Source organism: Pseudomonas sp. M2(2023) (assembly GCF_030263955.1).
In the GTDB taxonomy this organism is placed as follows: Bacteria; Pseudomonadota; Gammaproteobacteria; order Pseudomonadales; family Pseudomonadaceae; genus Aquipseudomonas; species Aquipseudomonas asiatica.
Window position 1 is genome coordinate 1,375,712 of sequence record NZ_CP127114.1, and the last position, 20,071, is coordinate 1,395,782.

Here is a 20,071-nt window from a genome sequence, read left to right on the forward strand (position 1 = left end):
GGAGCGGGTTTACCCGCGAAAGGGCCGGTGCAGGCAATGCGATTACCTCAGGCCCAGCTCAGGATCGGCCACTTGTTGATCTCGGCATGCTCCCGCAACACCGCATCCGGGTTCACCACATGCGGATGATCCACCTTCAGCAACAGCGGCAAATCGTTGCGCGAGTCGGAATAGAAAGTCGCGCCTTCCAGGTTCTCCTGCTCCTGGTCCAGCCATTCCAGCAACCGCGTGATCTTCCCTTCGCGGTAGGTCAGCACCCCGTGGGTCTTGCCGGTATAAACCCCGTTCACCGCCTCCAGTTCGATCGCCAGGTATTCGTCCACCCCCAGCCGCGCCGCAATCGGCCCGACCAGGTGCGTACCCGACGCCGAAATGATCAGGATGCGATCCCCGCGCTTGCGGTGCTCGGCAATGCAGCGGCAGGCGTCGCCGTAGATGATTGGCTCGATCACCTCTTCGACCCACGGTGCTACCAGGTGCTCGACCTCTTCCAGGGTGCGCCCGGCAATCGGCTCCAGGCTGAAGGCCATGTAGTCCTCCATCCGCAGGTGGCCCTTGCCATAGGCTTCCATCAACTCATGGTCGCGGCGCAGGAAGGCTTTACCGTCGACCCAGCCTAGCCGGGCCATCTGCTCGCTCCACAGTGAGGCGCAGTCGCCGTGGATCAGGGTTTCGTCCAGATCGAAAATTGCCAGTGCCATGGTGTTGATTCTCCTTAGGCCACTTCCCGTAGCGCCGTGGGGTCGATCGACAAGCTTACCCGTTGCCCGTCCGCGTGCAGGTCGGACGGTGAGCGGTTGAGCACGTCGACCACCAGTTCCACCTCGCGCACCCGCACCCGGTAGCGGATCACGTTGCCCAGCAGGCTGTGGCTGCGCACTTCGGCGTCCAGTTCACCGTTGATGCCCAAGGTAATCGACTCGGGGCGTATCGCCAGGCGGCTGGCCACCGGGCGCTGCAACAGGCGGCTGGCGCTGTCGGCGTCGAGCAGGTTGTAGTTGCCGATGAAGCCGGCGGCAAACAGGTCCACCGGCGCGGTGTAGAGGGTTTCGGCATCGCCGCTCTGGACGATGCGCCCCTGGTTCATCAGGAAGATGCGATCGGACATGGTCAGCGCCTCCTCCTGGTCGTGGGTGACGAAGATGGTGGTCAGCCCCAGCTCGCGCTGGATGGCGCGGATCTGCTCGCGCAGGTGCTTGCGGATGCGCGCATCCAGCGCCGACAGCGGCTCGTCGAGCAGCAGCAGGCGCGGGCGGGTGACCAGCGAGCGGGCCAGGGCAACGCGCTGGCACTGGCCGCCGGACAACTGGTGCGGGTAGCGCCCGGCGAAGTTGCCCAGTTCCACCAGTTCCAGCGCCTCGCGTACCCGGGCCTGGCTTTCGTCGGCCTTGACCTTCTGCATGCGCAGGCCGAAGGCGACGTTCTGCTCCACGGTCATGTTGGGGAACAGCGCATAGCTTTGAAACACCATGCCGATGCCACGCTTTTGCGGGCTCAGCGGTACGATGTCATGGCCGTCGAGCAGGATCTGCCCGCTGTCCACCGGGGTCAGCCCGGCGATGCAGCGCAGCAGCGTGGACTTGCCGCAACCGGACGGGCCAAGCAGGGTGACGAACTCACCGCGTTCGATATGGCAGTCGATGTTCTCGAACACCGGGCTGCCGGCGTAGCTTTTTTGCAGTTTCTGTACGCTGACGAAGCTCATGTCAGGTCTTGTCCTTGTTCAGGCGGTTGGCGACCCAGGTCAGTACCAGCACGAAGGCGAAATACGAGATCACCAGCGCGCTGTTGAAGTGGCCGCTGCTGTTGCGCATGTTGTTCAGGTACACCTGCAGGGTCTCGTAGCGGGTGCCGACCAGCAGGTTGGCGAACACGAACTCGCCGAACAGGAACGAGAACGACAGCAGCAGTGCCACCATCAGGCCCTTGCGCAGGTTCGGCAGCACCACCAGCAGCGCCGCCTGCCAGGTGCTGGCGCCCAGCAGCTGGGCGGCGTCCATCAGGTCGCGCAGGTTGATCGCCTGCAGGTTGTTGGTAATGGCCCGGTACATGAACGGCAAGGCGATGGTGAAATAGCAGCCGATCAGGATCCACGGTGTACCGACCATGGCCATGGGCCCGCTGCCATACAGCTGCAGCAGCCCCACCGACGACACCACCGGCGGCACCGCGAACGGCAGCAGGATGAGGATGTTCATCAGCGCATCGAGCCTCGGGAAGTGGTAGTGCACCACGAACAGCAGCGGCAGGATCAGTACCACCGACAGCAGCAGCGCGCCCACGCACACCAGCAGCGACTGGCCGAAGGCGGCCAGGAAGCGCGGCTCGCTCCACAGCGCGATGTACCACTTGAAGGTCAGGCCGCTGGGCAGCAGGCTGGCCGACCAGCTGGTGGCCAGCGAGTAGAGCAGGGTGCCGGCCAGCGGCAGCAGCAGGATGAGGAACAGCAGGTAGACCACGGCGCGGTGGTACCAGCCGCCGGAACGGGCGTCAGCGCGCATGGTAGCTCCTTTTCAGCAGCCATTGGTGCATCACCGTGACCAGCGTCATCAGCCCCACCAGTACCATCGCCAGGGCGCTGGCCAGGTTGGGATCGAGGCTGATGTCACCGGCCACCAGGCCGGCGATGCGGATCGGCAGTACGTTGAAGTTGCCGGTTGTCAGCGCGTACACGGTGGCGTAGGCACCGAGGGCGTTGGCCAACAGGATGACGAAAGTGCCCAGCAGTGCCGGGGTCAGCACCGGCAGGCCGATGTGTCGCCAGAATTGCCAGTGGCTGGCCCCCAGCAGTGCGGCCGACTCGCGCCAGTCTTCGCGCAGTGCGTCGAACGCGGGGTACAGCAGCAACACGCCAAGCGGGATCTGGAAGTAGGTGTACACCAGGATCAGCCCGCTCTTGGAATAGATACTGAAGTCCTCCAGCAGGCCGACCTGCTTCAGCAGCAGGGTCAGCGCGCCGTTGAAACCGAGCAGGATGATGAAGGCGAAGGCCAGCGGCACCCCGGCGAAGTTGCTGGTCATGTTGGCGAAGGCGCTGACGAAGTCGCGCAGCTTCGAGTCCACCTGGCGCAGCGAGTAGGCGCCCAGAGTGGCGATGACGATGCCGAACAGGCTCGACCAGAAGCTGATCTCCAGGCTGCGTTGCAGGGCCTGCAGGTAGAACTTCGAGGCGAATACCTTGCTGAAGTTGTCCACGCCCCAACCCGCTTCCGATTGCAGGCTGTTGATCGCCACCCAGGCCAGCGGGGCGATCTGGAAGATGACGAAGAACACGGCGAACGGTAGCAGGCAGAGCAGGGCCAGGTAGCGGCCACGGGTGTTGCTGCTCTTGGGTGTGGTCACTTCAGCAGCTCCCGGCAGACGGTCTTGTCATGCGGCGCGCCGAGCAGCTCGCAGATGGTCCCGCACAACTCGGTCTGCAGCGGTTTGGCCGCAGGGTCGAGGCTGAAGGCATCGCCGAAGACGAACAGCGGCACTTCGCGCTCCTCGGTCAGCAGGCCATTGTGCGAGCGGTCGTTGTTCATGCCGTGGTCGGCGGTGACCAGTACCTGGTAGCCCTCTTCGAGCCAGCCTGGCAGGTAGTCGGCCAGCAGGATGTCGGCGCTGCGCGCGGCGTTGCGGTACTGGCTGCTGTCCAGGCCGTGATGGTGGCCGACATCGTCGATGCTCATCGGGTGCACCAGCAGGAAATTGGGGGCGTGGCGGCGGCGCAGGTATTCGCCATCGGCCAGCAGGTGCGAATCGGGGTAACGGTCGTCCCAGTAGAACAGCCCGTGCTGGATCGGCAGCTTCGGTGCGTGGGTATGGCGGTCGCGCTGCGGGTCGAAGGGCGAGCGGTTGTACAGCTCGCTCATCCAGTGATATGCCGCAGCCGCAGTGCCCAGGTTGGCCTCGCGGGCGTAGTGGAACACGCTGCGCTGGTTGGACAGACGGTTGACGTTGTTGTGCACGATGCCGCTGTCGATCGGCGGTACACCGGTGAGGATGCACTCGTACAGCGGCCGCGAAAGCGACGGCAGTTCGCATTCCACGCGGTATAGCGCGGCACGGTCGGCCTCGACGTAGGCGTGCAGGTGGCCCATGGCATGATGCGCGACCTGGTAGTTGAGGCCGTCGAGCAGGACCAGAATGACGTTGTGTTGCATGGTGGCTCCAGTCATAAACCGCGTTGGCTTCTTCGCGGGTAAACCCGCTCCTACAGGGTCATGCGCCGGCCTTGAGGTGTGCGCTGTACCTGTGGGAGCGGGTTTACCCGCGAAAGGGCCCGTCCAGGCGCTAGAGAAACTAGCCCCTTACTCCATCTCGATGATCACCTGCTCCTGCCACATCTGCGGCAGTTTCTTCGAGCTCGCTTCCCAGGCCTCGGCATTCTTGATCGGCTGTGCAGCCTTGTACTGTTCGTTGGGCAGCAGCTTGGCCTGCACATCGTCCGGCAGCTTCAGGTGCTCGGCACGGATCGGCCGCGCATGCCCTTTGGCCAGGTTGATCTGCCCGGCATCGCTGAAGATGTATTCACGTGTCAGCTTGGCCGCATTCGGGTGCTTGGCGTACTTGTTGATGATGGTGGTATAGCCGGAGATCACCGAGCCATCCGACGGGATCAGCACTTCGAAACGCTTGGGGTCGATCTGTTCACGGTAGCTCAGGCCGTTGAAGTCCCACACCACGCCCACTTCCACCTCGCCCTTCTCCAGGGTCTGGATGGTCGGGTTGGCCAGCGACAGGCGCTTCTGCTGGGCCAGCTTGGTGAACAGTTGCAGGCCCGGTGCCAGGTTGGTCTCGTCACCCTTGTAGGCGATAGCCGCTGCCAGCACGCCGTTGGCGGCCTGGGCTGCGGTGCCGACGTCACCGATGGCAACCTTGTACTTGCCTTTTTCCAGGTCGTGCCAGGTCGTTGGCCGCTCGCCTTCCTTGACCAGGTCCTTGTTGATGATGAAGGCGATGGTGCCGGTATAGGCCAGCGCCCAGTGGCCGTCCTTGTCCTTGGCCCAGGTCGGCACCTGGTCCCAGGTGCTCGGCTTGTACGCTTGGCTCACGCCCTTGCTCACGGCGATCGGGCCGAAGGCGGCACCCACGTCGCCGATGTCGGCGCTGGCGTTGTCCTTCTCGGCTTCGAACTTGGCGATTTCCTGGGCCGAGCTCATGTCGGTGTCGCTGTGCTTCAGGCCGTACTTGCTGGCCAGGTCTTCCCAGGTGCCTTTCCAGTTGGCCCAGGCATCGGGCATGCCCACGCTGTTGACGTTGCCTTCCTTGCGGGCGGCGTCTTCCAGGGCCTTGAGGTCGGTATCGGCGGCCATTGCCGTGGTACACAGGGCGATGGCCGAACCGAGCAGTGACGCCATGAACAACTTTTTCATCCGAAGCTCCTTGGTGGGTGCCTTTAGCGATGGTTGTTATGAGTGAAGCCGTTGTCTGGTGACCGTTGGTCTAGGTCAGCAAACCTTGAGCCAAGGTAGGCTGCTTGCGTGACAGTTTGATGTAGGGAAGGGCCGATGAAGGCCCTGAAGCTACAGCGTAGACCACTGAACCGCCCCGGTTCTGCTGGCTTGGCGCGTTTCTGGCAGTGTCTGGTCAAAGCCTTGTCACAGGATGTTCATCAGCCCTGCCTAGGCTTGCACTATTCTCCAAGTGCCCTGTTCTGGGGCTGGACTAGTCCAGATAGGTAACCTTTGATGCAGCCGATGCCACCGCGTGCGGTAACAGCCATCTGTCACGCCCTGCAGGAACAGATAGAGCACGGCCTGCTGGCGCCGGGCGGCAAGCTGCCGGCCGAGCGCAAGCTCAGCGAGGTGTTCGATACCACGCGCATTACCCTGCGTGAGGCGCTGGTGCAGCTGGAAGCCCAGGGGCTGATCTACCGCGAAGAGCGTCGCGGCTGGTTCGTCGCGCCCGAGCGGCTGACCTACGACCTGATCGAGCGCAGCCACTTCCATGCCATGGTCCGCGACCAGGGGCGGGTGCCCAGTACCGAACTCTTGTCAGCTCGGCTGCAGCCGGCGTCGGCGGCCATCTGTGCGCGCTTGCAACTGCCTGCGTTGTCCAGCGTGGTACGTATCTGCCGGTTGCGGCGGATCGATGGGCGGGCGGTGCTGTATGCCGAGCACTACCTCAACCCCAGGTACTTCCCGGAGATTCTCGAGCAGGACCTGGCCCAGTCGCTGACCGAGATTTATGGGCGGGTGTACGGCATCCAGTATGGGCAGGTGTGCTTCGAGATCTTGCCGACGGCGTTGCCGGTGGAGGCAGCCGGTGCCTTGAAGGTGTCGGCGGGAAGCCCCGGGTTGCATATCACCCGGGTCAACAGTGACCAGCATGGGCACCTGATCGACTGCGACCTGGAGTATTGGCGGCATGATGCCATCCGCATCCGCGCCCAGGCGGGTTGAGGTGTTGGCTTCTTCGCGGGCTCGCCCGCTCCCACAGGGGCCGCACAGGTTTCAGCCTTTGCACAGTACTTGTGGGAGCGGGTTCACCCGCGAATAGGCCTTAACTGGAAGAACCGGCAGTCACTACCTGCACTGACAACCGTGGCGTTGCCAAATCCAGCCCGGCCTCATCCAGCTGCCGCTTCAAAGCCAGGTTGAAGGCCCGCGACACTTCCCACTGCTTGATCGGCGCAGTCTTGAACCGCGCTCGCAAGATCGCCGACCCCGACTCGAAGCTCTCCACCCCTTGCAGCTCCAGCGGCGACCAGATGTTGCGGCGCATCAGCGGGTCGTTGCGCAGCTTCTGCCCCACTTCGCGAATCAGCGTGATGGCCTGGTCGATGTTCATGCTGTGCGGGATCGCCACGCGGAAGATCGCGTAGCCGAACTCGCGCGAGTAGTTCTTGATGCTCTTGATCTCGCTGAACGGGATGGTATGCACGATGCCGTCGATGTCACGCAGGCGTACGGTACGGATGGTCAGCCCCTCCACCGTGCCCAGGTGGCCGCCCACATCCACGTAGTCGTCGATGGCCAGCGAGTCCTCGATGATGATGAACAAGCCGGTGATCAGGTCGGCCACCAGCGACTGGGCACCAAAGCCGATGGCCAAGCCGATCACACCGGCACCCGCCAGCAGCGGGGTGACGTTCATGCCCATGTTGGCCAGGGCGACAATCACCGCGATGATGAAGATGACCACGAACATCACATTGCGGATCAACGGCATCATGGTTTGCGCGCGGGCGTTGGCCAGGCCCCGGCGCGAACGCACCAGGGCGTGGTGCACGGCGGTGTCGGCAAGGATCCACACCAGCCAGGCGACGATCAGCGTGCCGGCCAGGCCCAGCAGGCGCACGCTTATGTCGTGGCCGTCGCCCTCGGCGAAGCTGATCATCGACAGGCCCCACACACGCAGCCCCAGTTCGATGAACACCAGCCAGATGAACAGGTGCACCAGCAGGTAGCCGAAGTTGCGCAGGCGTTCGGCGTACACCGCCTGGCGCTTGCTGGCGCGCTTGGGGTTGGCGGCGTGGCGGCGCACCAGGCCGTTGAGCACCATGCACACCACCACCAGCACCGTGCACATCAGCGACTGGCGCAGGGCGGTGCTGGTGTCGCCGGCCGAGATAAAGGTTGCGAACAGCGAAATCGCCACCAGGATCAGTGCCGGCACGAACCAGAAGCTGCCGAGGATCTCGATGGTGTCGCTGAGGGTGCGCCGGGTCAGGCGCCGTGACAGCGGCTGGTTGCGGATCAGGTGGGCGATCGGGCGACGGAAGCGCAGGATGAACAGCCCGGTGCACAGCGCCGCGATCACGTTGGCCAGGGTAGCCAGGGCGTGGGCCAGGTGGGTGCCGAGGGCGACCATCAGGCGCGGGTCGCTCATCGCTTCGCCAAACGCGGCGAAACTGCCGATCAGCCACAGCGGGCGGAAGGCCTGGTGGCGCAGGATGTACAGGGCGCGGTGGCGGTGGGGGCCGTCGAGCAGCGAGAAGGCAATCACGCAGATGGCCGAGAAGCAGGTGCCGACCACCAGTGCGTAGGCCAGCACCATGGCCAGCGACTTGCCCAGCGACGGCGGCAGCACGAAGCTCAGGTAAACGGTGAACACCAGCGCCACCAGCCATGGGCCCAGCTTGCGCAGGGCAAAGCGCACCAGATCCCAGGTGCGTGGGTGCTGCGGCAGTTCCTCGCTCAGGCCAAAACGCAGGCGTACCCGATGCCCGACCCAGTTGAAGGCGTAGGCCAGCACGCTCCAGACGGCGATGACGGCGGCAAAGCCGAACAGAATGGCCGGCCACTGGTGCACCGGCACCATCAACTCGGTCAGTTCGGCCTGGGCCTGTTCGATTTCCGCGGCCCAGCGATGGAACGGGCTGGCATCGCCGCTGAACTGCTTTTCGAAGTCCTGCAGGGCGCCGCCGATCAGGCCGAGCACGCCCTGTTCGACGGTGGGTTGCGATTGCCTGGTGGCGTCGCGCAGCTTTTTCAGGTCGGCCAGGAGCTTGGCCCGCTGCTGGTCGTTTTCCAGGTTCTTGATCACCTCGTCCAGCGACTTGCCCAGCGGTTCGCTGGCTTCTGGCTGCGCGGGCGCGCTGCCACCCAGCAGGCCTGGCAGGCCCGCAGCCTGTAACGGGGTGACAAACAGGAACAGCAGCAGGAACAGGCAACGCAGGAGAGCAGGCACTGGCAAAACTACCTCAGGTCAAACGATTGACCGAGTGTAGAGGTTCACGACGGCAGTTGCTCCAGGATTTTCCAGCAGGTGAGGCCGAAGATACCCAGTGTGCCGACCCACATCATCACAACGCCGATATTGCGCTCGCGCAGGCTGAAACCGATGGTCAGCAGCAACAGGAACAGAAACACCGGCACGAACAGGGACAGGAACGGGGACATGGACAGCAATCCTTTTGCAGTGGGGCCATGTAACAAGCATAGCGGGTAGCGGGCGAAGCGGGATTGACCTTCAGCAGGTGCAAGCAGGCCCGGCCTCTTCGCGGGTGAACCCGCTCCCACAGGAACTGTGCGGTACCTGTGGGAGCGGGTTTACCCGCGAAGAGGCCGGGCCTGCTTGCATCAAGGCATCAGGGCAACTCGCGGCAACGGTAGAAGGCGCTCAGCACCTTCACAAGGTGCGCCAGGTCATGGCTGCCGCACAGTTCGCGAATCGAATGCATGGCAAAGGTCGGCAAGCCGATATCCACCGTACGCACGCCCAGGTGGCTGGCCGCAATCGGCCCGATGGTCGAACCACAGCCCATGTCGCTGCGTACCACGAAGCTCTGCACCGGCACTTCCTCGGCCATGCACAGGTGACGGAAGAACCCGGCGGTTTCGCTGTTGGTAGCGTAGCGCTGGTTGTTGTTCACCTTGATTACCGGCCCGGCGTTGAGCTTGGGCCCGTGGTTGCCGTCGTGCTTGTCGGCGTAGTTGGGGTGCACGCCGTGGGCGTTGTCGGCCGACACCATCAGCGAGCGCTGGATGGTGCGCACGTAGGCGTCGCCATCCGGCAGCAGGCGTTGCAGGGTCTGCTCCAGCATCGGCCCGTCGGCGCCACAGGCCGAGCAGCTGCCGACTTCTTCATGGTCGTTGCACACCAGTACGCAGGTCTCGTCGCTGTCGGCGGCCAGCAGTGCCTGCAGGCCGGCATAGCACGACAACAGGTTGTCCAGGCGCGCGCCGGCGATGAAGTCGCCGTTCAGGCCGACCAGCGCGGCGTTTTGGGTGTCGTAGAAGCTCAGCTCGTAATCCAGCACCACGTCGGCGATCAGCTCGTGCTCGCGGGCCAGTTGCTCGGTGAGCAGGGCGCGGAAGTCGATGCGCTCGTCACCCGCCACCTGGGCCAGGATCGGCGGCAGCTCGTTCTGCGGGTTGATCGCCCAGCCTTCGTTGGCGGTGCGGTTGAGATGGATTGCCAGGTTGGGAATGACCGCGATCGGCAGCTTGAAGTCGATCAGCTGGCTTTCGACCTTGCCGTCTCGGCGATATGTGACCCGGCCGGCCAGCGACAGGTCGCGGTCGAACCATGGCGCCAGCAGGGCGCCGCCATACACTTCGACGCCCAGCTGCAGGAAGCCCTGGCGCTGCAGCTCGGGCTGCGGCTTGACCCGCAGGCACGGGCTGTCGGTGTGGGCACCGACCATGCGGATGCCGTTCAGCAACGGTGCCTGCTTGCCCAGCTTGATGGCGATGATCGACGAGTCGTTACGGGTGACGTAGTAGCGGCCGCCAGGTACCGTGACCCAGCTGTCGCGCTCGTCCAGGCGCTGGTAGCCGGCAGCTTCCAGGCGCTGGGCCAGGCTGGCGGTGGCATGGAAGGGCGTGGGGGAGGCCTTGAGGAAGTCGATAAGGCCAGAATTCAGTGCGTCGCGCATAGCTCACTCCAGACAGCAGTGGCGCGAGTTTAGCGTATTAGGTCGACAAATTGTGTCTGCCTCTTCGCGGCTGAAGCCGCTCCCACAGGTACTGCACAACCGTCGAAAGCGGTGCGGTCCCTGTGGGAGCGGCTTTAGCCGCGAAGAGGCCAGTACAGGCTGTACACAATCAGAAGGGCGCAGGGCACTCGAACTTCAACCGCTCCCCGGACACCGGGTGGGTAAAGCTCAGCATCGATGCATGCAGGCACAGCCGTTCATGGGCAGCCAGTGCCTCGGGGTTGGCATACAGCCGGTCGCCCAGCAGCGGGTGCCCGATCGACAGCATGTGCACGCGCAACTGGTGCGAACGCCCGGTAATCGGTGTCAGCTCTACCCGGCAGTAATCACCGCAGCGCTCGACGATGCGCCAGAAGGTCAGCGCATGCTTGCCCTGCTCGTGGTCCACCACATGCCGTGGCTTGGTCGGCGGGTCGTAGCGCAGCGGCAGGTCGATGCTGCCGCTGTCCAGCGCCGGCTGGCCCCAGCACAGCGCGGTGTAGGCCTTTTCGGTTTCGCGGTCGTGGAACTGGCGCGACAGCTCACGATGGCTGTCGGCATCCCGTGCCAGCAGGATGATGCCGGAAGTTTCCCAGTCCAGGCGGTGCACGATCAGCGCGTCGGGGTAGCCGTTTTCCTGCAGGCGAGTGATCAGGCAGTCCTTGTTGTCCTCGGCGCGGCCGGGTACCGACAGCAGCAGGGTCGGCTTGTTGATCACCAGGATGGCGGCGTCTTCGTGCAGGATCTGGATGTTGGACAGCGGCATTGCTTGGTCTCGGTTATATCGGGGAAAACACTGGGGCCGCCTTGCGGCCCATCGCGACACAAGGCCGCTCCTACAGGGGAAATGCATAACCCTTGTAGGAGCGGCCTTGTGTCGCGATGGGCTGCAAAGCAGCCCCAATGATCAAAACCTGGTCGCCGGATCAGCGATCCGGCAAGGTGATGTTCAGCTCCAGAATCGAGCAGCTACCCTGGTTTTCCAGCTCGATATGCACATCATCGTTGCCGATGTTCACATATTTGCGGATCACTTCCAGCAGTTCTTTCTGCAGCGCTGGCAGGTAGTCCGGTTCGCTGCGTTGGCCGCGCTCGTGCGCCACGATGATCTGTAGACGCTCTTTCGCTACCGACGCGCTGGTCTGTTTCTGTCTGCCACGAAAGAAGTCAAAAAGGTTCATGGTTTACTTGCCTCCAAACAGGCGCGCGAAGAATCCTTGCTTCGGCACTTCGATGAACCGCAGGGGCTTTTCTTTGCCCAGCAGACGGTCGACGGTATCGCTATAGGCCTGGCCGGCATCGCTCTGGTCGTCGAGGATGACCGGGATACCCTGGTTGGAAGCCTTGAGAACTGCCTGGCTCTCGGGGATCACACCCTTGAGCTTGATCGCCAGGATCTCTTCGACGTCGGCGATGCTCAGCATTTCGCCCTTTTCCACGCGCTCCGGGTGGTAGCGGGTGATCAGCAGGTGTTCCTTGATCGGCTCTTCGCCGTTCTCGGAGCGGCGCGACTTGCTCGACAGGATGCCCAGCATGCGGTCGGAGTCTCGTACCGAGGATACCTCGGGGTTGGTGACCACGACGGCTTCGTCGGCAAAGTACATGGCCAGGTGTGCGCCTTTCTCGATACCGGCCGGCGAGTCGCAGATGACGAAGTCGAAGTCTTTCTTCAGCTCCATCAGGACCTTTTCCACGCCTTCCTGGGTCAGCGCGTCCTTGTCACGGGTCTGGCTGGCGGCCAGCACGTACAGGTTCTCGAGGCGCTTGTCCTTGATCAGGGCCTGTTGCAGGTTGGCTTCGCCGTTGACCACGTTGACGAAGTCGTACACCACGCGGCGTTCGCAGCCCATGATCAGGTCGAGGTTACGCAGGCCCACGTCGAAGTCGACGATGACGGTCTTGTGGCCACGCAGTGCGAGGCCGGTACCAATGGCGGCGCTGGTGGTGGTCTTGCCCACACCCCCCTTGCCGGAAGTAACCACGATAATCTTGGCCAAGGTGTTTCACCCCTAAAATAATCGGGACACACGTCCCTGCAAAAATACAAATAAATGGCAACGGTAAGAAAAGTTGCACTAAAAATGCTGGCAAGTATCCGTTAAAGACGGGTGATGTTCAACACGTCGCCAGACAGGCTGACTTGCACGCCGGTACCCCACAGCGGGTCGCGGCGCAGGTCCTCGCAGACCTTGTACTGGCCGGCGATGGAGACCATTTCGGCGGTCATCTGCTGACAGAAGATACGTGCCTTGGTGTTGCCTTTGATGCCGGCCAGGGCGCGGCCGCGCATGGCGCCGTACACATGGATGTTGCCATCGGCCAGAAGTTCCGCCCCCGGGCTGACCGAAGCGGTCACCACCAGGTCGCCGCCCTGGGCGTAGATCTGCTGGCCGCCACGTACTGGCGTAGTGATGATGCGGGTCGGGCGTACCTCGGGTTCGAGGATTGGTGGCGGGACAGGGGCCGGCTCGGGCTTCTTCACCTCGGGTTCGGGCTCCAGCGGCCGCTCGCGCGCGCCGGATGGCGGCAGCACCGGCAGGTCGATGGCGATGGCGGCGGCGATGTCCTCGATGCGGTTGGCACGGATGGCCAGGGTACGCAGGCCGTGGTGGCGGCAGATCCGCATCAAGCCGGGCAGGTCGATTGCCCCCTCGTCGGCCGGCAGCTTGTCCAGCGCCAGCACCAGTGGCGTGTTGCTGAAGAAGTTCGGTGCCTGGGCGACTTTGGCCGCCAGTTGGCGGTCGAGGGCTTCAAGGTCATTGCGCGCCAGCTCCAGCACTGTAATGGCGAGCATGCTGCCCTTGAGCTGGAACACGGAGGCGGTGTCGGGTGTGTGGTTTGGGCTCATGGTCTGCATAGACGGCTTGTTGCGAAAAAAGTGCCCTGACTTATAACGATAAGACCGGTTGCCCGCAACATGCGCTGATCCGTTGTAGAATGCGCGGCCTTTGTCTTTCCGGAAGCTTCAATGGAACGCCCGCGTTTTCGTCCCTATTTCCTTCACCCACGTTTCTGGGGCCTGTGGCTGGGCCTGGGCCTGCTGTGGCTGGTGGTCCAGTTGCCGTATCGGGTCCTGTTGAAAGTCGGTGCCGCGCTGGGAGCGGTGATGTACCGCTTTGCCGGTGAGCGGCGGCGCATTGCCGCGCGCAACCTGGAGCTGTGCTTCCCGGAGCTGTCGGTCGACGAACGGCAGCGCCTGCTCAAGGCCAACTTCGCCTCCACCGGTATCGCCTTCTTCGAAATGGCCATGAGCTGGTGGTGGCCCAAGGCCCGGTTGGCGCGCTTGGCCCATGTCGAGGGGCTGGAGCACCTGCAGGCCGCCCAGCAGGCGGGGCAGGGGGCCATCCTGATGGCGGTGCACTTCACCACCCTGGAAATCGGCGCCGCACTGCTGGGCCAGCAGCACACCATCGACGGCATGTACCGCGAGCATGGCAACCCGCTGTTCGACTTCATCCAGCGCAGCGGCCGCGAGCGGCATAACCTCGACTCGCTGGCGGTGGAGCGCGAGGATGTGCGCGGCATGCTCAAGCTGCTGCGTTCGGGCCGGGCGATCTGGTACGCACCCGACCAGGACTACGGCGCCAAGCAGAGCCTGTTCGTGCCGCTGTTCGGCATCCCGGCGGCGACGGTGACCGCTACCACCAAGTTTGCCCGGTTGGGCAAGGCGCAGGTGATTCCGTTCACCCAGAAGCGCCTGGAGGACGGCAGCGGCTATCGCCTGGTGATCCACCCGCCGCTGGCGGATTTCCCCGGGGAGAGCGAAGAGGCTGACTGCCTGCGAATCAACCAGTGGGTGGAAAGCGTGTTGCGCGAATGCCCCGAGCAGTACCTGTGGGCGCATCGCCGGTTCAAGTCGCGACCCGAAGGGGAGCCGCGGCTGTATGACAAGAAGAAGCGCTGAATTTTGTTTTGCCTGTGCGGGCCCTTTCGCGGGTAAACCCGCTCCCACAGGTATTGCACAGCCTTCAAGGCCGGTGAAGAACCTGTAGGAGCGGGTTTACCCGCGAAAGGGCCAGCACTGACAGCACATCAACCCCAGGAAGGACTCCAATGGCCCCACCCCCGGTAACCGGTCTTATCCTTTCTGGCGGCGGCGCCCGCGCCGCCTACCAGGTGGGCGTGCTGGCCGGCATTGCCGAATTGCTGCCCGCCGGCGCGCGCAACCCGTTCCCGGTCATCGTGGGCACCTCCGCCGGGGCCATCAACGCCGTCACCCTGGCCAGCGGCGCCACCCATTTCAGCGATGCCGTACAACGGCTCACCGCCTTCTGGCAGAACTTCCGCAGCCACCTGGTCATCCGCAGCGACTGGCCCGGTGTAGTCCGCCAGGCCAGCCGCTTCGTCGCCCACAACCTGCTGGGCGTGGGTGGCCCGGCGCCAGTGGCGCTCCTGGACAGCAGCCCATTGCGCGGCTTGCTGCAGGCGCACCTGAACCTGGACGGCATCGCCCACTCCCTGGCCGCCGAGCAACTGCGCGCCGTCGCGGTGACCGCGTTTGGCTACGAGTCCGGCCAGGCGGTGACCTTCTACCAGGGCCGCGGCACCATCGAAGCCTGGTTGCGCCATCGCCGTATCGGCATGCCCACGCCATTGACCATCGATCATCTGCTGGCCAGCGCGGCCATCCCGTTGCTGTTCGCCCCGGTGCGGCTGGGTGATGAATATTTCGGCGATGGTGCGGTGCGCCAGTCGGCACCGATCAGCCCGGCCCTGCACCTGGGCGCCAGCCGGGTACTGGTAGTCGGGGTCAGTGGCAACCCGCAGCGGCCGGCGCCACCGTTGCCGACCCAGCGCGTGTTCAGCGGCCAGCAGCCGAGCCTGGCGCAGATCGGCGGGCACATGCTCAACAGTACGTTCATTGACAGCCTGGAAGACGACATCGAGCTGCTGCAGCGCCTCAACCACCTGAGCCACCTGTTGCCGGCGCACCTGGACGCCCGGCGCTTGGGCCTGGCGCCGATCGACGTGCTGGTGGTGGCGCCCAGCCAGCCGCTGGACGAGATTGCCGCGCGACATCGGCGCGAGTTGCCGGCGGCGTTGCGCATGTTCCTGCGTGGGCCGGGGGCGACGCGTACCAGCGGGGCGGGGGTGTTGAGCTATTTGCTGTTCGAGGCCAGTTACTGCAGCGAGCTGATAGAGCTGGGGCGAAAGGATGCCTTGGCCAAGAAGCGGGAGCTTTGCCAGTTCCTGGGGATTTGATGTTGCTTGTGCCGGCCTCTTCGCGGGTAAACCCGCTCCCACAGGGATCGCACGATACCCGCGAAGAGGCCTGGCCTGCCTACTCGGCTATCTGCAACTTGCGCGCCTGGGTATACACATACCGCACCTTCTCGTACTCGAACGGCGAGTTGAGCTGGCCATAGCGGAATTTGGTGCTGTAGCGCTTGTCCACCACGCGCAGCACGGAGATTTCCGGGTGGTCGCTGCTGGCTTCGGCCACGTTCAGGTAGTTGATCGCCTGTTCGCCTGCATAGTCCACCACCAGCCCGGTGGTATCGCGCAGGTTCGAAGGCCCCAGCACCGGCAGCATCAGGTACGGCCCGTCCGGTACGCCATAGAAGCCCAAGGTCTGGCCAAAGTCTTCACTTTGCCGCGGCAGGCCCATCTTGGTTGCCGGGTCCCAAAGCCCACCCACGCCGATGATGGTGTTGAACATCAGCCGCGCGGTGATCTCGGCCGAGCGCTTGGCCTTGAGCTGCAACACGCTGTTGAACAGGTTCGGCACGTCGCCCAGGTTGTTGAAGAAGTTGGTCACCCCGGTGCGCACGAAGCGCGGGGTGACGTATTGGTAGCCGCTTACCATCGGCAGCAGCACCCATTGGTCCAGACGGTAGTTGAAGTGATAGACGCGCCGGTTGATCGACTCCAGCGGGTCGTACACGTTCAGCGCTTGCAGGGTGGAGCGCTCGAACTCGCGCTGGTCCAGCCCCGGGTTGAATTTCAGCTCACGCAGCGGGTCGAGGAAACCATCGGTCTCGGGCGCCAGTGGCGCTTCGGTGACTTGCGGGTCGGCCTCGACCACGCTGGCCCGGGGGGCGGTTTCGGCAGCCAGGGCGTGGCCGGCGGCGAACAGGGCAGTGGCGAAGAGGAGTTTGTTAACCACGGAAGAACTCCAGCATGGCGTCACTGTTGACGCGGTAATTGAGGTTGCCGCAATGGCCGCCATGGGGGTAAAGGGTCAGACGCTCACCGAACACCTTGCGCAGGAAGCCGATGTCACCAGGGCCGAGGATGACGTCGTCGGCGTTGTGCATCACGGCGATCTTGTCGCTGCTGCTCAGGTAGTCTTCAAGTGCATACAGGCTGACCTGGTTGACCAGTTGCAGGATGCTGTTGCCGTCGGTCCGGGCGCGCCACATGGGGATGACCTGCTCGGTCATGTAGCAGTCGAAGTCGCACTGCAGGGCACGCTTGAAGAATGGCGTGAGGCTGCTGCCCTCGGTGATCGGGAACTTCGGCGGAATGATCAGGCCGCGGCGGTTGATCAGGTCGGAGGTAAAGGCAATGTCGGCTGCCGAGAAGCGGAACGAGGTGCCGATCAGCATGGCCATCTGCTCGTTGGACAGGTGCTGGCGCGACTGCTGGAAGTCGTACAGCAAGGCCTCATTGAGGTCGATGTAGCCCTTTTCCTGGAAGTAGCGGGTCAGCTTGGCCAACATCAGCTCGTAGAAGGTGGTGCTGCGGTCGATGCCCTTGACCTGGGTCTGCACCAGCTTGTCCAGGTTGTTGATCGAGGTGTACAGGTTGACCGGCGGGTTCAGCAGCAGTACACGCTTGAAGTTGAAGCTGCGGCGGGTTTCGTCCAGGTGGCTGACAAAGGCAGCGTCGAGTGCGCCCAGGCTGTAGCCGGTGAGGTAGAACTCGCTGATCGGCAGGCGCGGGTGCTGGGCACGCACGGCCTGCATCACCCGGTACATGTCTTCGGCATCCTCCTGGCTGACGCCTGGGGTGGCGAAGCGCGAGGCGGCGCTCATGAAGTCGTAACTGGTTGGCGACGACAGCTGCACCACGTGGAAGCCGGCCTGGTAGAACAGCTTCTTCAGGTATTCGTTGATGCTGCTGGTGTAGGGCGCACCGGTGCCGGCGATGATGAAGATCAGCGGCGCCTCGCGGTCCTGGCGGGCCAGGCGGTACTTGAGCTTTTTCACCGCCCAGAAATTGTCCGGCAGAGTGAATTCACGGTCCGGGCGCAGGTTGAGGCTGTAGTCGGACTGGTTGATTTCGTCATCTTCGGGCAGGGTGGGGCGCTGGTCCGGTGGCGTGGTGGCGATGGTTGCCTCGAACGGGTTGGTCAAGGGGAAACCATAGCTCGCGGCGTCGATATCCCGCGCCGAAGCGGCCACAGCCATGAGCAGGCCACCGAGCAAGGCAGCGAGGCGCAAAGATCGAAGCATGTAATCCCCCAAAAGAACGCAAGGTCGAGCAGTGTGCAGGCTAGGACCACAACGGGCCGGGCAAAGTTGCCAGGTGCGGTGGTCTTTGGTGTGCTTGTTATCTGCAACATAGCTGCAGGGATGTGATTTTGCCTTACAACTGGGCATAAGCGATCATGGATGCTTTCGATTACCGCTATTGGAGAGCTGGATGTCTCGTTCGCTGCCGGCTGCGCTGCTTGTGCTGTTTCTGGGGCTCTGGCTTGCTGCCAGTTATGGCGTGCGCTATGGGCTGATGGAGGACGGGCAGTGGGTGGGGCTGTGCACGGCGCCGGCGGCGTACTGGCAGTGTGAGGTGCGGTCTTTGTTGGGGTTGGGCATTCATCATCAGGTGATGGCCTGGAGCGGGCTGGGGCTGGCGCTGCTGGCGCAGGTCGTTGCCGGCCGTGGCGGCTGGTGGCTGGCGGTGGTGGCGTTGGTGTTCGCGGTGCCGGCACTGGTGCTGTATACCGCCAGCATTGCCGTGTTCGCGCTGGTGTTGGCGGGGTTGCGGTTGGTCAGGTCGCCGGATCAAGGCTGAAAGGGGCCGCTTTGCGGCCCATCGCAGGCAAGCCAGCTCCCACAGGAGTTAAGCTGCCTATGAAATCGGCGCGGTCCCAAAGATATCAGGCCGGGCGCAGCCGCAAGCTCCGCCACAAGGCCGCGGTCATCAGCACACTGACCACTGCCCACCCCCAGGCCTGTCGGTTCTCCAACCCTTCCACAAACAACTGCGGCGCCACCCCGGCACCGACGATGAACGCCAGTAACGCTACCTCCGCACGCCGCGCCCGCACCGGCCACACTGCAAACACCAGCGCCGGCAACGCCAACGCTGCGCTGGGGAAGCTGCGGTAGCGTGGGTCGAACACCATCGCCAGCATGCTCACCGCCGCGGCAAAACCCGCCGCCAGCAACAGCCAGCCGGCCCGCGCCTGCAACCAGGCGTACAGGCGTTCGCGCCAGCCCGCGCGCCGTGCCAGGGCCAGCACGGCATGGGCCAGCACCAGCAGGTTCAGCCCTGCCAGCAGCACCGCCCACAGCCACTCCCCGTCAAAGCGCGCATGGGTGCGCATCAGCTCGCCCCAGAGCCCCAGGCAGCCTGCCCCAAACGCTGCCAGCAACGGCAGCAGCATGGCTGCCGTCGGGGTGGCAGGGCGCCCGGCAAGCATCAGCATCAGCACCATCAGCACGGCACTGGCCAGCAACCACTGCGGCCAGTAAGGCAGGTTGCTCACCGGCCCTTCGAGTACGCCCTTGTCCTGCCGGTCGGCATCGTAAAGCCCCCAGTAGCCGCCAACCGCCCCCTCATTGGCGCGCTTCCATGGCTGGTCGAACGCCTCGATCAGGTTGTAGTGCCAGCCGTTGCTTTCGGCCATGGCCACGAACCCGCGAATGAAGCGCGCCTCGTTGACCCGGCTGGGCTGCGCGGTTTCGCGCTGGCGGCCTTCGCTGGGCCAGCCGGTTTCACCGATCAGAATGTCCTTCGGCGCGAAGCGCGTGCCGAACACCCGGCGCACATCGGCGACGTGGGCCAGGGCTTCGTCGATGCCCCGCGGGTCGTCTTCCCAGTAAGGCAGCAAGTGGATAGTCAGGAAGTCCACCGCAGGCGCTACCTGCGGGTGCTGCAACCAGAATTCCCACACATCGGCGTAGGTTACCGGCACCTTGACCTGGCTTTTCACCCGGGCGATCAGCGTGGCCAGGTGCGCGCCAGTCACTTCCTTGCGCAGCAGCGTCTCGTTGCCGACGATCACCGCGCTGACCACGTCGGGGTTGGCATTGGCGGCGGCGATCAGCAGCTCGATTTCTTTCTCGGTGTCGGCCGGGTGGGCGTTGACCCAGGCACCTAGCATCACCTTCAGGCCATGCTTGCGCGCCAGCGCCGGAATTGCCTCAAGACCGGTCTGGGAATAGGTGCGGATGCACTGGAAACGCTCGGCCAGCAACGCCAGGTCGGCATCCATGCGGGCCGGGCGCAGGCGCAACGGTTGGTCGTAGGGCGACTGGTCCTTGTCGAACGGGGTATACGAGGCGCATTGCAGCTTGTGCGTCGGGCTGGCCGCGTCGGGCAGTTGCACCGGCTTGCCAAGCCCGTACCAGAGCCCTCCGAGCCCGAGCAGGGCGAGCAGGCAGGCAAGCAGGTACAACGGCAGCAGCAGGCGGGTAGAACTGGGCATCGGGCGGTCCATCGTCAGGCGCAAAAGGGTAGATAGTAGCCCGGCGCCAAACTTTTGGCATGCAAGGATCGCGCAGGGCGGCATAGGCCGATGGCGCTAATGGCATAGTGCTGTCGCATATGGGGCGGATA

Annotated in this window: 20 protein-coding genes; 4 read left to right on the top strand and 16 right to left on the bottom strand. The window is 64.0% G+C overall.

Annotated elements, in window-relative coordinates:
- Window positions 1-47 precede the first annotated feature (47 nt).
- From QN085_RS06430 to QN085_RS06455, 6 genes are all read right to left on the bottom strand, one after another.
- Complete coding sequence (locus QN085_RS06430; protein ID WP_013971412.1) at window positions 48-701, bottom strand: HAD family hydrolase; 654 nt, start codon at window positions 699-701, stop codon at window positions 48-50.
- 14 nt (window positions 702-715) lie between these two features.
- Complete coding sequence (locus QN085_RS06435) at window positions 716-1,705, bottom strand: ABC transporter ATP-binding protein (protein WP_013971413.1); 990 nt, start codon at window positions 1,703-1,705, stop codon at window positions 716-718.
- Window position 1,706: 1 nt separating this feature from the next.
- The gene (locus QN085_RS06440; protein ID WP_013971414.1) at window positions 1,707-2,501 is read right to left on the bottom strand and encodes an ABC transporter permease; all 795 of its coding nucleotides are present in this window, start codon (window positions 2,499-2,501) and stop codon (window positions 1,707-1,709) included.
- The gene (locus QN085_RS06445; protein WP_013971415.1) at window positions 2,491-3,342 is read right to left on the bottom strand and encodes an ABC transporter permease; all 852 of its coding nucleotides are present in this window, start codon (window positions 3,340-3,342) and stop codon (window positions 2,491-2,493) included. Before QN085_RS06445 ends, QN085_RS06440 begins: the two co-directional genes overlap by 11 nt.
- Window positions 3,339-4,145 carry an alkaline phosphatase family protein gene (locus tag QN085_RS06450; protein WP_013971416.1) on the bottom strand — a complete coding sequence of 269 codons (807 nt, stop codon included), beginning with the start codon at window positions 4,143-4,145 and terminating at the stop codon, window positions 3,339-3,341. Before QN085_RS06450 ends, QN085_RS06445 begins: the two co-directional genes overlap by 4 nt.
- Window positions 4,146-4,292: 147 nt before the next feature.
- Window positions 4,293-5,357 (bottom strand): ABC transporter substrate-binding protein, encoded by a 1,065-nt coding sequence (locus QN085_RS06455; RefSeq protein ID WP_013971417.1) that lies wholly within the window; start codon window positions 5,355-5,357, stop codon window positions 4,293-4,295.
- A 315-nt stretch (window positions 5,358-5,672) separates the two neighbouring features.
- Between QN085_RS06455 and phnR the strand changes: the two genes are divergently transcribed.
- A complete protein-coding gene (phnR, locus tag QN085_RS06460; RefSeq protein WP_013971418.1) occupies window positions 5,673-6,386 on the top strand; it encodes a phosphonate utilization transcriptional regulator PhnR in 714 nt (237 codons plus the stop codon).
- Between the two features lie 100 nt (window positions 6,387-6,486).
- On the opposite strand, the gene QN085_RS06465 is transcribed toward phnR, so the two are convergent.
- The 7 genes from QN085_RS06465 to minC form a co-directional block, all read right to left on the bottom strand.
- Window positions 6,487-8,616 (bottom strand): mechanosensitive ion channel family protein, encoded by a 2,130-nt coding sequence (locus tag QN085_RS06465; protein WP_013971419.1) that lies wholly within the window; start codon window positions 8,614-8,616, stop codon window positions 6,487-6,489.
- Window positions 8,617-8,660: 44 nt separating this feature from the next.
- Window positions 8,661-8,828: a hypothetical protein gene (locus QN085_RS06470; RefSeq protein ID WP_003260099.1), complete on the bottom strand. Its 168-nt coding sequence runs from the start codon at window positions 8,826-8,828 to the stop codon at window positions 8,661-8,663.
- Window positions 8,829-9,016: 188 nt separating this feature from the next.
- Entirely contained in the window at window positions 9,017-10,306 is a 1,290-nt protein-coding gene (locus QN085_RS06475) for a M18 family aminopeptidase (RefSeq protein WP_013971420.1), read from the bottom strand.
- A 169-nt stretch (window positions 10,307-10,475) separates the two neighbouring features.
- Entirely contained in the window at window positions 10,476-11,111 is a 636-nt protein-coding gene (locus QN085_RS06480) for an RluA family pseudouridine synthase (RefSeq protein WP_011532730.1), read from the bottom strand.
- 160 nt (window positions 11,112-11,271) lie between these two features.
- Window positions 11,272-11,526 carry a cell division topological specificity factor MinE gene (gene minE, locus QN085_RS06485; protein WP_003252572.1) on the bottom strand — a complete coding sequence of 85 codons (255 nt, stop codon included), beginning with the start codon at window positions 11,524-11,526 and terminating at the stop codon, window positions 11,272-11,274.
- Window positions 11,527-11,529: 3 nt separating this feature from the next.
- The gene (minD, locus tag QN085_RS06490) at window positions 11,530-12,342 is read right to left on the bottom strand and encodes a septum site-determining protein MinD (protein ID WP_013971423.1); all 813 of its coding nucleotides are present in this window, start codon (window positions 12,340-12,342) and stop codon (window positions 11,530-11,532) included.
- A gap of 101 nt (window positions 12,343-12,443) precedes the next feature.
- The gene (minC, locus tag QN085_RS06495) at window positions 12,444-13,202 is read right to left on the bottom strand and encodes a septum site-determining protein MinC (RefSeq protein WP_013971424.1); all 759 of its coding nucleotides are present in this window, start codon (window positions 13,200-13,202) and stop codon (window positions 12,444-12,446) included.
- Window positions 13,203-13,313: 111 nt separating this feature from the next.
- Here minC and QN085_RS06500 point away from each other — a divergent pair, with 111 nt between their 5' ends.
- Together QN085_RS06500 and QN085_RS06505 are read left to right on the top strand one after the other, a co-directional pair.
- Entirely contained in the window at window positions 13,314-14,249 is a 936-nt protein-coding gene (locus QN085_RS06500) for a lipid A biosynthesis lauroyl acyltransferase (protein WP_024086430.1), read from the top strand.
- Between the two features lie 149 nt (window positions 14,250-14,398).
- A complete protein-coding gene (locus tag QN085_RS06505) occupies window positions 14,399-15,547 on the top strand; it encodes a patatin-like phospholipase family protein (RefSeq protein WP_285690009.1) in 1,149 nt (382 codons plus the stop codon).
- 79 nt (window positions 15,548-15,626) lie between these two features.
- Here the strand turns inward: QN085_RS06505 and QN085_RS06510 are convergent, their stop codons facing one another.
- Window positions 15,627-16,370, bottom strand: a complete 744-nt coding sequence (locus QN085_RS06510) for an MlaA family lipoprotein (RefSeq protein ID WP_043936071.1) — start codon at window positions 16,368-16,370, stop codon at window positions 15,627-15,629.
- A 73-nt stretch (window positions 16,371-16,443) separates the two neighbouring features.
- The gene (gene mlaY / locus QN085_RS06515; protein WP_003260096.1) at window positions 16,444-17,742 is read right to left on the bottom strand and encodes a lipid asymmetry maintenance lipase MlaY; all 1,299 of its coding nucleotides are present in this window, start codon (window positions 17,740-17,742) and stop codon (window positions 16,444-16,446) included.
- Between the two features lie 190 nt (window positions 17,743-17,932).
- On the opposite strand from mlaY, the gene QN085_RS06520 reads away from it, so the two are divergent.
- Window positions 17,933-18,301, top strand: coding sequence for a hypothetical protein (locus tag QN085_RS06520; protein WP_024086431.1), 369 nt, complete (start codon window positions 17,933-17,935; stop codon window positions 18,299-18,301).
- A gap of 85 nt (window positions 18,302-18,386) precedes the next feature.
- On the opposite strand, the gene QN085_RS06525 is transcribed toward QN085_RS06520, so the two are convergent.
- Window positions 18,387-19,952, bottom strand: a complete 1,566-nt coding sequence (locus QN085_RS06525; RefSeq protein WP_169774987.1) for a glycoside hydrolase family 17 protein — start codon at window positions 19,950-19,952, stop codon at window positions 18,387-18,389.
- Between the last annotated feature and the right edge of the window lie 119 nt (window positions 19,953-20,071).